The sequence below is a fragment of the Mycolicibacterium arcueilense genome (assembly GCF_058536225.1).
On the sequence record NZ_JBZTYL010000005.1, the window covers coordinates 40,546 to 55,180 of the forward strand.

Annotated in this window: 14 protein-coding genes; 6 read left to right on the plus strand and 8 right to left on the minus strand. The window is 66.9% G+C overall.

Annotated elements, in window-relative coordinates:
• Nucleotides 1-15: 15 nt before the first annotated feature.
• Both AC4LGL_RS01130 and AC4LGL_RS01135 read right to left on the minus strand, forming a co-directional pair.
• Nucleotides 16-1,296 carry a sensor histidine kinase gene (locus AC4LGL_RS01130; protein ID WP_491837244.1) on the minus strand — a complete coding sequence of 427 codons (1,281 nt, stop codon included), beginning with the start codon at nucleotides 1,294-1,296 and terminating at the stop codon, nucleotides 16-18.
• A gap of 114 nt (nucleotides 1,297-1,410) precedes the next feature.
• Nucleotides 1,411-2,211, minus strand: a complete 801-nt coding sequence (locus tag AC4LGL_RS01135) for a crotonase/enoyl-CoA hydratase family protein (RefSeq protein WP_064884597.1) — start codon at nucleotides 2,209-2,211, stop codon at nucleotides 1,411-1,413.
• Nucleotides 2,212-2,280: 69 nt separating this feature from the next.
• Here AC4LGL_RS01135 and AC4LGL_RS01140 point away from each other — a divergent pair, with 69 nt between their 5' ends.
• The 3 genes from AC4LGL_RS01140 (at nucleotide 2,281) to AC4LGL_RS01150 (ending at nucleotide 6,005) form a co-directional block, all read left to right on the plus strand.
• Nucleotides 2,281-3,930, plus strand: a complete 1,650-nt coding sequence (locus AC4LGL_RS01140) for a medium/long-chain-fatty-acid--CoA/3-oxocholest-4-en-26-oate--CoA ligase (RefSeq protein ID WP_491837245.1) — start codon at nucleotides 2,281-2,283, stop codon at nucleotides 3,928-3,930.
• A 14-nt stretch (nucleotides 3,931-3,944) separates the two neighbouring features.
• Nucleotides 3,945-5,066, plus strand: coding sequence for an NAD(P)H-dependent flavin oxidoreductase (locus tag AC4LGL_RS01145; protein ID WP_491837246.1), 1,122 nt, complete (start codon nucleotides 3,945-3,947; stop codon nucleotides 5,064-5,066).
• Nucleotides 5,067-5,168: 102 nt separating this feature from the next.
• The gene (locus AC4LGL_RS01150) at nucleotides 5,169-6,005 is read left to right on the plus strand and encodes a class I SAM-dependent methyltransferase (RefSeq protein WP_491837247.1); all 837 of its coding nucleotides are present in this window, start codon (nucleotides 5,169-5,171) and stop codon (nucleotides 6,003-6,005) included.
• A 7-nt stretch (nucleotides 6,006-6,012) separates the two neighbouring features.
• On the opposite strand, the gene AC4LGL_RS01155 is transcribed toward AC4LGL_RS01150, so the two are convergent.
• The gene (locus AC4LGL_RS01155; protein WP_491837248.1) at nucleotides 6,013-7,566 is read right to left on the minus strand and encodes a succinic semialdehyde dehydrogenase; all 1,554 of its coding nucleotides are present in this window, start codon (nucleotides 7,564-7,566) and stop codon (nucleotides 6,013-6,015) included.
• A gap of 127 nt (nucleotides 7,567-7,693) precedes the next feature.
• Between AC4LGL_RS01155 and AC4LGL_RS01160 the strand changes: the two genes are divergently transcribed.
• Nucleotides 7,694-8,089, plus strand: coding sequence for a VOC family protein (locus AC4LGL_RS01160; RefSeq protein WP_491837249.1), 396 nt, complete (start codon nucleotides 7,694-7,696; stop codon nucleotides 8,087-8,089).
• Here AC4LGL_RS01160 and AC4LGL_RS01165 read toward each other — a convergent pair.
• Nucleotides 8,026-8,751 (minus strand): DUF6597 domain-containing transcriptional factor, encoded by a 726-nt coding sequence (locus AC4LGL_RS01165; protein ID WP_491837250.1) that lies wholly within the window; start codon nucleotides 8,749-8,751, stop codon nucleotides 8,026-8,028. The two genes, AC4LGL_RS01160 and AC4LGL_RS01165, sit on opposite strands and share 64 nt — an antisense overlap.
• 42 nt (nucleotides 8,752-8,793) lie before the next feature.
• Between AC4LGL_RS01165 and AC4LGL_RS01170 the strand changes: the two genes are divergently transcribed.
• Nucleotides 8,794-9,348: a TetR/AcrR family transcriptional regulator gene (locus tag AC4LGL_RS01170; RefSeq protein WP_491837251.1), complete on the plus strand. Its 555-nt coding sequence runs from the start codon at nucleotides 8,794-8,796 to the stop codon at nucleotides 9,346-9,348.
• On the opposite strand, the gene AC4LGL_RS01175 is transcribed toward AC4LGL_RS01170, so the two are convergent.
• The 4 genes from AC4LGL_RS01175 to AC4LGL_RS01190 all read right to left on the minus strand — a co-directional run bounded on the left by AC4LGL_RS01175 (nucleotide 9,334) and on the right by AC4LGL_RS01190 (nucleotide 14,276).
• Entirely contained in the window at nucleotides 9,334-10,308 is a 975-nt protein-coding gene (locus tag AC4LGL_RS01175) for an NAD-dependent epimerase/dehydratase family protein (RefSeq protein ID WP_491837252.1), read from the minus strand. The genes AC4LGL_RS01170 and AC4LGL_RS01175 overlap by 15 nt on opposite strands.
• 149 nt (nucleotides 10,309-10,457) lie before the next feature.
• Complete coding sequence (gene fadD17 / locus AC4LGL_RS01180) at nucleotides 10,458-11,969, minus strand: long-chain-fatty-acid--CoA ligase FadD17 (RefSeq protein ID WP_491837253.1); 1,512 nt, start codon at nucleotides 11,967-11,969, stop codon at nucleotides 10,458-10,460.
• Nucleotides 11,970-11,971: 2 nt separating this feature from the next.
• Complete coding sequence (locus AC4LGL_RS01185) at nucleotides 11,972-13,081, minus strand: acyl-CoA dehydrogenase family protein (RefSeq protein ID WP_491837254.1); 1,110 nt, start codon at nucleotides 13,079-13,081, stop codon at nucleotides 11,972-11,974.
• Between the two features lie 13 nt (nucleotides 13,082-13,094).
• Complete coding sequence (locus AC4LGL_RS01190; RefSeq protein WP_065148027.1) at nucleotides 13,095-14,276, minus strand: acyl-CoA dehydrogenase family protein; 1,182 nt, start codon at nucleotides 14,274-14,276, stop codon at nucleotides 13,095-13,097.
• A gap of 165 nt (nucleotides 14,277-14,441) precedes the next feature.
• Here AC4LGL_RS01190 and AC4LGL_RS01195 point away from each other — a divergent pair, with 165 nt between their 5' ends.
• Nucleotides 14,442-14,633: a ferredoxin gene (locus AC4LGL_RS01195; RefSeq protein ID WP_064933094.1), complete on the plus strand. Its 192-nt coding sequence runs from the start codon at nucleotides 14,442-14,444 to the stop codon at nucleotides 14,631-14,633.
• The last annotated feature ends 2 nt before the right edge of the window (nucleotides 14,634-14,635 follow it).

Below are 14,635 nucleotides of genomic sequence, written 5' to 3' on the forward strand. Positions count from 1 at the left end.
CAGTTTTGCGGCGACCTACTTCATCTGGACGTGGGGCGGCCGCTTCGCCGCGACTGTTCCGGTAGCGTCGGCGGTGCCTTTCGCGGGAACCGAGATCGACACGGTGGTCCCGGGTGTGCCCGTCACCACGAATGTGCCGCCTGCGGCCAGAACCTTGGCACAAATCGAGGCGAACCCGATGTGGCCCTCCTCGATGCTCTGAGCAAGACGCTCGGGTGGAATGCCGACGCCGTCATCTGCGATGCACATTGCGGCTTGAATGCCGTTGTAGCCCAGGGTGAACCGCAGATTCTGGGCCTGTGCGTGCTTGATGACGTTTGTGGAGAATTCCCGAGCCGCGCTGTAGATCAGATGATCGGCGTTGGTACGTAGGTCGTCGGGCCAGCTGTCAGCGTCCAACTGGACTGTGAGGTTGGTGCGCGTCGCGATGCCGTCGGCCAGCGAGGTCATCGCCGCCTTGAGGCCGGCCCGGGCCAGAACCTCTGGATGCAGTTCGCGAACCACGTCGCGCAGCAGGCGGGAGGACTCCGCCAACGCGAAGTCGACGCGGTCCATCCCGTCGACCGATCCGTCCCTGACCTCTTCCATGTCGCGTCGCGCCACCAGCACGTACTGGAGCGCACCATCGTGCAGGCGTTCGGAGAGCGATTGGCGTTCACGCTTCTCTAGGTTGATCACTTCTTCGAGCAGGCGGGTCCGCTCGAGGGCCAGGGCGGTGATGGTCCTGGTCCTGGATTGCTGGATCCACGACAAGGCGACCGATCCGGCAGCCAGACCGAACAGCACGGCGGTCCGCGCCAGGATCGACCCCCAGGGCTCATTGCCGTTGGCGGCCTTGTCAACCCAGCTCACCACGAAGAACGTGACCACCGTAGGGACCGCGATCGTGGCGCTGACGACGGGATCGAGTTGCGCTGCCGCGATCAGCGGGATCAGGAACAGCCCGTGCTGTACCACGTCGGAGGTCCAGGTCTCTGCCGAACTGATCCCGGTTTCCGTCGAAATGATCGCGACCGCAAGGAGATCCACGCACAGCATGAGCAGTGCCACCGATCGCCGGGTTCCGCCGCCCGACCGGTCGGCGGAGCGCAGCGTCCACCAGCTCCACACCGAGACCGCCGCGGCGTAGCCGACGAAGATCGCGCGGTGTAGCCACAGGTTCGAGTGTGGGGGCTGAGACACCAGGGCGACGCCGATGAACATCGCCATGAGCATCCGCAGGGCGAGTTGCAGTAACAGGCCACGGCGTACCGAGTTATCGGTGGTTGGCGCAGACGCCTCATCGCGTTCAGGCATGCCCGGCTCCCGTCCCGGCAAAAGTTGGCACGAGTATAGGGCTGCTCAGTGCCGCAATGAGGACAGTTGGCGGGCGAAATCAGCGATGAGGGCGGTCTGCGCCGGCAGCGGGGATCAGCGCATCTGGAACTTGGGCGCGCGCTTCTCCTTGAAGGCCAGCGGGCCTTCCTTGGCGTCGGCGGACAGAAACACCGGGATGCCGTTGGCGGTGTCGGGCTTGAACGCCTCGTTCTCGTGCATGCCCTCGGTCTCGCGGATGGTCTTGAGGATCGCCTGCACGGCCAGCGGGCCGTTGTTGTTGATCACCTCGGCGATCTCCAGTGCCTTGTCCAGCGCGGTGCCATCCGGAACGACATGACCGATCAGGCCGTACTCCAGGGCCTGAGCAGCGGTGATGTGCCGTCCGGTCAGCAGCATGTCGCACGCGATGGTGTAGGGAATCTGGCGCACCAGCCGTACTGCCGAGCCACCCATCGGGTACAGGCTCCACTTGGCCTCGGAGATGCCGAACTTGGCGCTCTCGCCGGCCACGCGGATGTCGGTGCCCTGCAGGATCTCGGTGCCGCCGGCGATGGCCGGGCCCTCTACCGCGGCGATCAGCGGCTTCGTGAGCCGACGGCCCTTGAGCAGGCCGTCGATGCGCGACGGGTCGTAGCTACCGTCCTTGAACGAGTCGCCAGGCGGTTTTTTGGTGGCGCCCTTGAGGTCCATGCCCGCGCAGAAGTACCCGCCCGCGCCGGTCAGGATGCAGGTACGGATCTCCGGATCGTTGTCGACGCGGTCCCAGGCCTCGACCATGATCGAGAGCATCTCGGTCGAAAGCGCATTGCGCGCCTCGGGCCGGTTCAGCGTCAGGATCAGGGTGTGTCCGCGCTGCTCAATGAGGGCGTCGGGTCCTTTTTCGGTATCGCTCACAGGTGCCAGCTCCTATACATTTTCAACCCAGACTTGTCTCGAAATGTAACACGTTCTAGTTTAGGTTCTGTGGCTCTGAATATTGCCGATCTTGCCGAGCACGCCATCGATGCTGTGCCTGACCGTGTCGCCCTGATTTGTGGCGACGAACAGCTGACCTATGCGCAGTTGGAGGAGAAGGCCAACCGTCTGGCCCATTACCTGATCGCCCAAGGCGTCAAGAAGGACGACAAGGTCGGCCTTTACTGTCGCAACCGCATCGAGATCGTGATCGGGATGCTGGGCATCGTGAAGGCCGGCGCGATCCTGGTCAACGTCAACTTCCGCTACGTCGAGGGCGAGCTGAAGTACCTGTTCGAGAACTCGGACATGGTCGCGTTGATCCACGAGCGCCGCTACGCCGACCGCGTGGCCAACGTGTTGCCGGAGACCCCGCTGGTCAAGACGGTCCTCGTGGTTGAAGACGGGTCCGACGACGACTACCAGCGCTACGGCGGCGTCGAGTTCTACTCGGCCATCGCCGAGCACTCACCCGAGCGCGACTTCGGCCCGCGCAGCGAAGACGACATCTACCTGCTCTACACGGGCGGCACCACCGGATTCCCCAAGGGCGTCATGTGGCGTCACGAGGACATCTACCGAGTGCTGTTCGGCGGCACCGACTTCGCCACCGGCGAGCCGGTGGCCGATGAATACGACCTGTCCAAGCAGGCCGTCGCCAACCCGCCGATGATCCGGCTGCCCATCCCGCCGATGATCCACGGTGCGACCCAGTCGGCCACCTGGATGGCCTTGTTCACCGGCCACACCGTGGTGCTGATGCCGGAGTTCGACGCCGACGCGGCGTGGCGGATGATCCACGAGCACAAGGTGAACCTGCTGTTCTTCACCGGTGACGCGATGGCGCGCCCACTGCTCGATGCGCTGCTCGCACATCAGGACGCGGGGAACGAGTACGACCTGTCGTCGCTGTTCCTGCTCGCCAGCACCGCGGCCCTGTTCTCCACCAGCCTCAAGGAGAAGTTCCTCGAGCTGCTGCCCAACCGGATCATCACCGACTCGATCGGCTCCTCGGAGACCGGTTTCGGTGGTACCTCCGTGGTGGCCAAGGGGCAGAGCCACACCGGCGGACCGCGGGTGACCATCGACAAGAACACCAAGGTGCTCGACGAGGACGGCAACGAGGTCGTTCCGGGTTCGGGTGTGCGCGGCATCATCGCCAAGTGCGGTCACATCCCGGTCGGTTACTTCAAGGACGAGAAGAAGACCGCCGAGACCTTCCGGACCTTCAACGGTGTCCGGTACGCCATCCCGGGTGACTACGCCGAGGTCGAGGCCGACGGCAGCGTGACCATGCTGGGCCGCGGCTCGGTGTCGATCAACTCCGGTGGCGAGAAGATCTACCCCGAAGAGGTCGAGGCCGCACTGAAGGGGCACCCCGACGTGTTCGACGCGCTCGTGGTCGGCGTACCCGACGAGCGCTTCGGTCAGCATGTCGCCGCGGTCGTGCAGGCTCGCGAAGGGTCGCGCCCGACCCTGGCCGAACTCGACACGTTCGTGCGCAGCGAGATCGCCGGCTACAAGGTGCCGCGCAGCCTGTGGCTGGTCGATGAGGTCAAGCGTTCGCCCGCGGGCAAGCCCGATTACCGCTGGGCCAAGGACACCACCGAGGAGCGTGCGGCCGACGAGGTGCACGCGAATCATGTTGGAGCGAAGTAGATGAGGACTCGACTGTGAAGACAGAATTGAGCGAAAGATTCGGGGTCGAATACCCGATCTTCGTCTTCACCCCGTCGGAGAAGGTGGCCGCGGCGGTCACCCGGGCCGGCGGTCTGGGTGTGCTGGGCTGCGTGCGGTTCAACGATCCCGACGAGTTGGACAATGTGCTGTCCTGGATGGACGCCAACACCGACGGTAAGCCGTACGGCGTCGACGTGGTGATGCCCAGCAAGATCCCCACCGAGGGCAGCGCCGTCGACATCGACAAGCTGATTCCGCAGGCGCATCGGGACTTCGTCGCGAAAACTCTTGCTGATCTTGGTGTTCCGCCGCTCCCCGCGGAGGGCGAGCACAACACGGGTGTGCTGGGCTGGCTGCATTCGGTGGCGCGAAGCCATGTCGAGGTGGCGCTGCGTCATCCGATCAAGCTGATCGCCAACGCGCTGGGGTCCCCGCCCAACGACGTCATCGAGCAGGTCCACGAGGCAGGTGTCCCGGTGGCCGCGCTGGCCGGCAGTGCGAAGCACGCGCTCAGCCACGTCGCCAACGGAGTGGACATCGTGATCGCCCAGGGCCAGGAGGCCGGCGGGCACACCGGCGAGATCGGTTCGGTGGTGCTGTGGCCGGAGATCGTCGACGCCGTCGACGGCAAGGCCGCGGTGCTCGCTGCCGGCGGGATCGGTAGCGGCCGCCAGTTGGCCGCGGCGCTGGCGCTCGGTGCCCAGGGAGTGTGGATGGGCTCGGCGTTCCTCACCGCGGCCGAATACGACCTGGGCGTGCGTCGCGAGTCGGGTGCCTCGGTGATCCAGGAGGCGTTGCTCAAAGCCACCTCCGCCGACACCGTGCGCCGAAAGATCTACTCCGGCAAGCCCGCCCGGATCCTGAAGAGCCGCTGGACCGACGCCTGGGATGCACCGGACGCCCCCGAGGCATTGCCGATGCCGCTGCAGAACATCCTGGTCGGCGAGGCGCATCAGCGGATGAGCCTGTCCGATGACCCGACCGCGGTCGCGATGCCGGTGGGCCAGATCGTGGGCCGGATGAACGAGATCCGGCCGGCCGCCGACATCATCGCCGAGCTGGTGAGCGGTTTCGAGGCGGCGACCAAGCGCCTGGACGGTATCGCCGGCGGCTGAGTCTGCGCGTAGCGCACCGAGCCTGCGTCCAGTTCGCGATTTCTCACGATTTCGCGATCTGCACGCAGGCTCGATGTCGTTGGGATGGGTATGGTCGAGCTGGTGGATGTAGCGGACGCCCTGGCGGCGAACCGGGCCAACTGGGACGACCGGGCCGATGTGCATGTCCGGTCCGAGATGTACGACGTGGCAGGGTTTCTCGCCGATCCCACCGACATTTCGTGGGTGGTGCGCAACGACCTCGAGGTGCTCGCGCCGCACCTGCCGGAAACCGGAGTGAAAGACCGGTCACTGCTGCATCTGCAGTGCCACATCGGCACCGACACCATCTCCTGGGCGCGTCTGGGTGCCCGCGACGTGCACGGTATCGACCTTTCGCCGAATTCGCTGCGGCACGCGGCCCGGATCGCCGAGGCCGACGGCCGTGACATCACCTGGGTGGAAGGCGATGCGCGGTTCGCGTCGACGTTGATCCAGCGCCGCTTCGAGATCGTGGTGACCAGTACCGGCACCATCGTGTGGCTGCCCGAACTGGTCAACTGGGCCCGGTCGATCCATGACCTGCTCGCGCCGGGCGGGGTGTTCCTGATCCGCGACGACCATCCGATCCTCAGCGCCCTGGACTACGAACCGTGGGACATCACCGACGACTACCTCAGCGGTGGGGGAGCCCGAACCTACGACGACGACGGGACGTACACCGAAGATTCGGCAGGCCAGATCCAAAACGTGCGCAACCACGAGTGGCGCCACGATCTGTCCGAAGTCGTGACGTCATTACTGCAGGCCGGGCTCGTCATCGAGGCACTGGTCGAACTGCCCTACATGGACTGGCAGGCGTTCCCGGCGCTCGTGTCCTGTCCTCAGGGCTGGGCCCTGCCGCCGGGGGCACCGAAGATCCCGCTGAACTTCGCGGTCGTCGCGCGGCGTCCCCGCTAGCGTCGATCTAGCGGCCGGGCAGCTTCTGCAGTGCCCTGATCATCGGGGTAAGCGCCTTCTGCCATACCGTCTGCGAGATCCCCAGCGGCGGATCGAGATTGATCACCCGGGCGGTGGAGACGGTCTGCGACTCGGTGTACTTGAGGATGCCGTCGGCGCCGTGGCGTCGTCCGACCCCGGAGGCCTTCATGCCACCCATCGGGGCTGCGGTGCTACCGAACGCCAGGGCATAGCCCTCGTCGACGTTGACCGTGCCGGAATTGACCCGGGCCGCGATCGCCTCGCCCTCGGACTTCGAACCGGCCCACACGCTGGCGTTCAGGCCGTACTCGGTGTCGTTGGCCTTCTCGATGGCCTCGTCGACGGAATCGACCGGGTAGATCGACACCAACGGGCCGAAGGTCTCGTTGCGCGCGCATTCCATCTCGTCGGTGACCCCGGTCAGCACGGTCGGCTCGAAGAACAGCGGGCCGATGTCGGGGCGTGCGTGGCCGCCGGCAACCACCTTGGCGCCCTTGGCTTTTGCGTCGTCGACATGGCCGGACACGGTCTTGATCTGGTCTTCGGAGATCAGGCTGCCCATGTCGGCGGTGAAGTCGTAGGCCGCCGAAAGGTTCATGTTGCGCACTTGCTCGGCGAACTTGGCGGTGAACTCGTCGGCGACGTCCTTCTCGACGTAGATCCGTTCGATCGAGATGCACAGCTGACCGGCATTGGAGAAGCAGGCGCGGGTGGCGGCCTTGGCTGCCACCTTGAGGTTGGCACCCTTGGTGACGATCATCGGGTTCTTGCCACCGAGCTCGGCGGAGAAGCCGATCAACCGGCGGCCGCACTGCTCGGCCAGCGTCCGCCCGGTGGCCGTCGAACCGGTGAACATCATGTAGTCGCAGTTCTCGACGATCGCGGTGCCGACCACCGAACCCGGACCCGGCACCACCGCGAACAGATCACGCGGCAGGCCGGCCTGATAGAGCAGCTCGGCATTGGCGAGCGTGCAGTACGGGGTCTGGCTGTCGGGCTTGACCACCACCGCGTTGCCGGCCAGCAGGGCCGGGATGGAATCCGAGATCGACAGGGTCATCGGGTAGTTCCACGGCGAGATGACGCCGATGACACCCTTGGGGTGGTGGTTGACCACGGTCTTGACGAATCCGGGCAGCAGACCCTGGACCCGCTTGGTCGAGAGCAACCGGGACGCCTCGCGGGCGTAGTAGCCCGCGTTCAGGATCATGTCGACGATCTCTTCCTGCGCGGCCGAGCGGGCCTTGCCGGTCTCGGCCTGGGCCACGTCCATCAGGAAGTCACGATTCTCGGCCAGCAGCGCGCCGAAGCGCTTGATGATGGCGGCGCGTTCCTTGACCGGACGCTTGGCCCACTGTGCCTGCGCGGCCCGGGCTTTGGCGAAGGCGGCGGTGACGTCGTCGGCGGTACCGACCGGGATGGTGGTCAGTTCCTTGCCGGTGAAGACCTCGTCGATCGGCTTGGACTGCCGGGCTCCGACGTCGTCGATGGCGACGAGCGCGCGCAGGCGGGCGAAGTCGGCGGCGGACGGAGCAGGCATCGGGGACTCCCTACTGGCAAGTAACTAACAGTCAGGCTCAACCTACTCGGTACCGGCAGTCCGACAAAGGCACACCTTGTCCGATCTGTTCACGACTTAGGGCAGTCCAGCCTCCTAACCTGCGGGTATGGCCTTGAACCTGAACTCGGCGGTCATCGAGATCGCCACCAGAGACCTGTCACGAGCCCTGGATTTCTACCGGCTGCTCGGCTTGGCGGTTCCCGAACCGGACGGGCCGCACGTCGAGGTGGCGTTGCCGGGCGGAAACCGGCTCGCGTTCGACACCGAGGAGGTGATCGCCGGTATGCATCCCGGCTGGACACCTCCCACCGGGCCCGGGCGGGTGGCCCTGGCTTTCGGCGTCGATGCGCCCGCCGGCGTCGACGCGCTGTACGACCGGCTCACCGACGCCGGGCATCCGGGAAAGCTCAAGCCGTTCGACGCGCCGTGGGGGCAGCGCTACGCGACCGTCGAGGACCCCGACGGGACCTCGGTGGACCTGTTCGCGCCATTGGGAAACTGACGGAGCTGGCGTAATCCGATGCCGGCCAGCGCGCGGACCTCGCGGTGCAGGTGGGGCTGGTCGGCATAGCCCGCCCGCACCGCGACCGCGCTCGAGCTCGCACCGGTGCCGAGCAGCCCGACCGCACGACGGAACCGGAGGATGCGGCGCAGCATCGCCGGCCCATATCCGTAGACCGCGGCGCACTGCCGCTGCAGCGTTCGGCTCGACCATCCGGCGTACCGCGCTGTCGCAGTGACCGATTCGCCGGCCGCCAGCCGGCGGGTGACGTCACGAAGCATCGGTAAGGGCCACGGCGTGGTCTCGGCGCGGGGCCGCTGCGATGCCAGCGCTTCGGTGAGCTCGTCGAGTGAACGGCCCTCGGCGATGCTGCAGAGTTCGCGTAGCTCGACCCGCGTATTGCACAGCTCGTCGGCCGGGATGCCCAGTAGCCGCGGCAGGACTCCGGGGCGAAAGCGCAATCCCTGCACCGGATCCCGGCTACATGCCGCCATGAACGCCGTGGTGTCGGGGCCCGCGACGATGATCGTGTCGTCCATCTGGATCAGGTCCATGCAGCCGTCGGGCAGAATCCGGCCGGGTTCGGCCGGGCCGGTGCGCACCCACCGGCATTCGACGAGCTCGCTCAGGCGTGACGGCGGATCGTGTTCGCGGTAGCCCACGTCACCGACGCTACCCGCGCCACCATGCGGTTGAATCGGGGAATGACCGGCCGACCACGCGACACGTCGATCGACGAGCGCGTGCTCGCGGTCACCCGCGAGTTGCTGGTCGAGGTGGGCTGGGACGATCTGAGCGTGCGGCTGGTCGCGGTGCGTTCCGGGGTGGGCAGGTCCAGCCTGAACCGGCGCTGGGCGTCGAAGGCCGAGCTGGTGCTGCACGCGATCCTCGGCGAATCACCCGACATGTCACCGTTTTCCGGCACCGACCTGGCGGGCTGGATCGACTGGGTGGTGCGCGGCAGCCATCAGCTGTTCAGTCGCCCGGACGTGAGCGAGGCCGTGCCGGGGCTGCTGCTGGCCCTGCGGGAGAACGCCGCATTGCGAAAGGCGTTGTGGGACGGGTTCAGCGGTCCTGCGATCGAGATGTTCGCCGCCAAAGGCTACGGATCGGAGTCCGACGCCAGGGCCGCGCTGTCCATGGCGGCCGGGGCGGCGTTGTTCACGACCACGGTGGCAACCGACGACGATTCGCCGGAACTGCAGCAGCGCCTGGTGCGGCTGCTCAGCCACGCCCTCGGGGTGTCACCGGCCGAATGACGCCAGCATGGCGGCCTGAGGCGAACGCCAGGCCTCGATACCCAGATCGGCGAGCGTGCTCTTGTCGTCGGTCGGGGTGGCAGCGGTCAGCAGCATCGCTGCCTCGTAGCTGATCCCATCGCCGAGCGGCAGTACCCCACCGACCAGGTCGGACAACCAGCCGATTCCGCGGAACAGTCCGCCCGGCACCGGAATCCGGCGGATCTTGTGTCCTCGGCCCTGCTCCAGCACATCGATCATCTCGTTGAACGACACCATCACACCGCCGCAGACATAGCGTCTGGGTCCGAGCCCGGGCACCATCAGCCGCTCGTGGACGAGCGCAACGTCGCGCACGTCGATCATCTGCATGCCACCGGTCATCCGGGGTGCCAGACCGGCCTTGGCAATCGGTGCCCAGCCGCGCTCGGTGACCCCGGCGGCGGTGAAGAACGCCGGGCCCACCACGCTCGACGGGTAGGTGACCACGACGGGGGCGCCGGCCTCCTGCAAGCGTCGGGCCACCCGGTCGGCATAGGCCTTGGTCTGGGCGTAGGGGCTGCGGCCCGGTGCGGGCGGGGTGTCGGCGGAGATCACCCCGTCGGGCGGAGGGAACAGCGAGCTGTAGCTGCTGACCGAGACGATGGGGTCGAGCCCGGCCTCGACGGCGCGGTTGAGCACGGCTTCGGTCGCGTGCGCGTTGATCTCCCACATCAGCTGTTCGCGGCGGCGGTCGGTGCCGACGATGCCCGCGGCGTGGATCAGGGCGTCGCAGCCCGCGAGCAGCTTCCCGACGGTGGCGCTGTCGCGGATGTCGCCTTCCAGCACGGACATCTCGCCGAGGGTGGCGAGGTGTCCGATCACCTGGTCGTCGCCGCAGCCCGGTGCGACCAGCAGACGGATCCGATGCCCGGTAGCCAGCAGGCCCCGAACGGTGTGCGCCCCGAGATAGCCGGTGCCTCCGGTCACTGCGATGTGCATGCTGCGCCTCCCATGTTTCGATGCCGATGGTATCGAAATGGGTCACGGTGGTGCGACGCGGGCACTTGTGCGGCGGGTTGCGGTCAGTATTGAGCAGCAACCCGCCGCGTAATGGTCAGCGCGCCACGTTGGATTCACAACGGGTGCGGCTACCGGGAGATCGGCCAGACGGGGTCGGTGCAGTCGGTGCCCTCGGCCGACAACTGTCGCTTGATCACCTTGAACGTCTCGGTGCGTGGCAACCCGGCGCCGATCCGGACATACGACGGCCACTGTTTGGGCCCCAGATCCGGCTGTTCGGCCAGGAAGGCCTGGAACTTCTGCGCGTCGAACGGCGCACCCGCGGCCAGCACGAGCGCGGCCATCACCTGATCACCCACGTTGGGGTCGGGAATCGGGTACACCGCGACCTCGGTGACATCGGGGTAGCGCAGCAGGATCCGTTCGATCGGCGCGGTACCCAGGTTCTCGCCGTCCACCCGCATCCAGTCGCCGAGCCGTCCGGCGAAGTGGGCATAGCCGTCCTCGTCGAGGTACGCCAGGTCGCCTGTGTGGTAGATGCCGCCGGCCATCCTGGCCGCCTCGGCATCGGGATCGTTGTAGTAGCCGCGGAACCAGCCGGCGCCGGTCGGATTCACCAACTCGCCGACCACCCCGGGCGGGCACGGCCCACCCGTGTCAACATCCACGATCGCCACCTGGTCGGTGAGTGGGCCGAGGGCGCCCTCGGGAGTGTCGGGCGTGCGGGCGATCGCGACCCCGCCCTCGCTGGAACCGAATCCGTCGACCACGGTCACGCCGAACCGCTCGGCGAACCGGCTCAGGTCACGCGGCGCACCCTCGTTGCCGTAGAGAATCCGCAACGGATTGTCGGCATCGTCGGCGGTCGGTTCGGTGGCCAGGATGTAGGACAACGGCTTGCCGACGTAGTTGGCGTAGGTGGCGCCGAAGCGCCGGATGTCCGGCATGAATCCGGACGCGGAGAACTTGCGCCGCAAGGCAATCGACGCGCCGGCCGCGGCGGCGACGGCCCACCCGGCCATGATCGCGTTCGAGTGGAACAGCGGCATCGACAGGTACACGGTGTCGGCCGGACCCAGGCCGAAGCGTTCGGCCAGCATCCGGCCCGGGAACGCCACCTTGTCGTGGGTGACCCGCACCGCCTTGGGGTCACCACTGGTCCCCGAGGTGAAGATGAGCATGAACAGGTCATCGGCCGACAATTCGGCGAATGTGACCGGGGTGTCGCGGTAGGACGCGAGTTCGGCTGCCCAGTCGGCAGATTCGACGTCGATGAAATTCACCCCGGGAGGGACCGCTTCGGGGCTGTCGGTCAGGACAAGCTGGCAATCGGCCTGCGCGATGTCGCGGGTCAGCGCCTCACCGCGCCGGGTCTGGTTGAGCCCCACCGGAACCAGCCCGGTCAGTCCCGCAGCCACCAGCAGGCTGGAGAAGAACGTCGTGTTGGCCAGCAATGCCCCGACATGCGGGGGCCTGGTGGGGTCCAACCGGGCCCGCAGTGCCGCGGCCAGTTGCGCGCCTGCGGCGATGTGGTCAGCCCAGCTGACGAACGAATCCTCTTGGTAGACACCACGGTCAATGACATCGGCCAATGGGACCAGCAGCTCGGTGACCGTCGGGCCGACGGTTGGACCCCCCATTCCTAGACCGGGGTGTCGGCGAGTTCGCGGCCGATGCGCAGGAGCTGCCCGGTCGCCCCACCGAGGTTGAACTCGGTCTGCTTGGCGGCCAGGAAGTACCGGTGCACCGGGTGATCCATGTCGATGCCGACACCGCCGTGCACGTGCACCGCGGTGTGCGCAACGCGGTGGCCCGCCTCGGCAGCCCAGAACGCCGCACTGGCGACATCGATGTCGGCGGGCAGATCCTCGGACAGCCGCCACGCCGCCTGGGTCAGTGTCAGGCGCAGGCCCTTGACGTCGATGTAGCCGTCGGCCAGCCGTGACGAGACGGCTTGGAAGCTGCCGATCGGCCGGTCGAACTGCTCGCGCTCCCGGGCGTACTCGGAGGTGAGCTCCAGCGCGCGTTCCAGCACGCCGAGCTGGAACGCGGTGCGGGCCAACGCCGCATGCGTGGTCAGCCAATCGGCGACCTCGGCACCGCCGACGACGCGCGCGGCGTCCACCGTGGTGCCCTCGAGCTCCAGCAGAGCCACGCTGCCCTTGCCGGTGGTGCTGAGCAGGCTGACCGTCACGCCGGGATCATCCCCGGACACCAGGAAGACACTGACTCCGGAATCGGTTTCGGCCGGAACCAGGAACGCGTCGGCGATCGGCCCGTAGTTCACCTGGGTGCGGGTACCGGTGAGCTTGTAGCTTCGGCCGTCAGGCCCCTCAGAAGACGTAGCCTGCACCGGGCCCTGGCCCATTTCGCCGTCGAGGGCGACAGTGAGGATCTTGTCGCCGGATACCGCGGGCGCGGCCCACTGGGTGCGCAGTTCCTCGGATCCGAACGCAGCCAGCGCGCCCGCGCCCAGTACCACCGAGTCCACGTAGGGCACGGCAGCCAGCTGGCGACCGAGCGCGGTCAGCACGGCGGTCTGCTCGAGCACGCCGAGGCCGCCGCCGCCCACGGATTCGGGAGCCGCGGCCGACAGGACGTCGGCCTCGACCAGCTTGGCCCACAGATTGGCGTCGAACCGCTGCTCGAGCCCGTCGAGCTCACGCTGGCGTTCGGGTGTGCACACCGATTCGGTGATCGTGCGCACCAGGCCACCCAGGTCGGTGGCCTCTTCGGTCGTCTTGAAATCCATTGGTGTGCCGTCCTTACCGGTTGACCCTGGGCAGGCCCAAAGCGACCATGCCGATGATGTCACGCTGAATCTCGTTGGTGCCGCCGCCGAAGGTCAGGATCAGCGCCGACCGGTGGAACCGCTCGATGCGGCCACGCAGCAGCGCGCCCTTGCTGTCCGGGCGCAGCGTCGCCGCCGTGCCGAGCACCTCCATCAGCAGGCGGTAGGCCTCGGTGGCCAGCTCGGTGCCGTAGACCTTGGCCGCCGACGCATCCGCCGGAGAAGGAGCCTCGTCCTGGGCCGAGGCCAGCTCCCAGTTGATCAGCTTGAGCACCTCTGCCTTGGCGTGCACCCGGGCCAGGTTGAGCTGAACCCACTCGGAGTCGATGACCCGCTTGCCGTGCACGTCCTTGGTGTTCTGGGCCCACTCGCGGACCCCGTCGAGTGCGACGTAGATCGGCTGCGAAGAAACGAGAGCCACCCGCTCGTGGTTCAGCTGATTGGTCACCAGCTTCCAGCCGGCGTTCTCCTCGCCGACCAGGTTGGTGACTGGGATGCGCACGTCCTGGTAGTAGGTGGCGCTGGTGTCCACACCCGACATGGTGTGCACCGGGGTCCAGGAGAAACCCTCGGCCGTCGTCGGCATGATCAGCATCGAGATGCCGCGGTGCTTCTTGGCCTCGGGGTTGGTGCGCACCGCCAGCCAGACGTAGTCGGCGTAGGCGATCAGCGACGTCCACATCTTCTGGCCGTTGACCACGTAGTCGTCACCGTCGCGGACTGCCGTGGTGCGCAGCGCCGCCAGGTCGGTACCCGCGCCGGGCTCGGAGTAGCCGATGGAGAAGTGCAGCTCACCCGCGGCGATCTTGGGCAGGAAGAACTTCTTCTGCTCATCGGTGCCGAAGTGCATGATCGTCGGCGCGACGCTGTTGATCGTCAGGAACGGCACCGGCGCGCCGGCGATCGCGGCCTCGTCGGTGAAGATCAGCGACTCCATGGGCGTACGCGCCTGGCCGCCGTACTCCTCGGGCCAGTTCAGCGTCAGCCAGCCGTCCTTGCCCATCTGCGCGACGGTCTCGCGGTAGATGTTGCCGCGTCCCATCTCGCCTTCGGAGGAGCTGAGTGCCTCAACCCGTTCGGGTGTCATCAACTTGGAGAAGTACGCGCGCAACTCGCGGCGCAGCTCCTCCTGCTCGGGGGTGTAACCGATCCGCATTGCGCTGCATCCTCACTGCTTGATAGACCTGAGTTCTCACCTGGTTGTAACACGTTCTAGTCTTAGGATCCAGGCCGGTGTCGGACCGGTATCCGTCCGGTGTGGTCGTATTCTGTGGCTGCGCGTACGCAGCCCCGTGCGTGCACACGTCGTGAGGAGGTCGCCATGCGAGTAGAAGTTGACCGTGATCGCTGTGAAGGTAATGCGGTCTGCGTGGGTATTGCCCCCGATTTGTTCGATCTTGATGACGACGACTACGCCGTGGTCAAGGCCGATCCGGTGCCTGCCGACCAGGAGGATCTGGCCGAGCAGTCCATCGCCGAATGCCCCCGTGCAGCCCTGATCCGAAAAGACTAGAG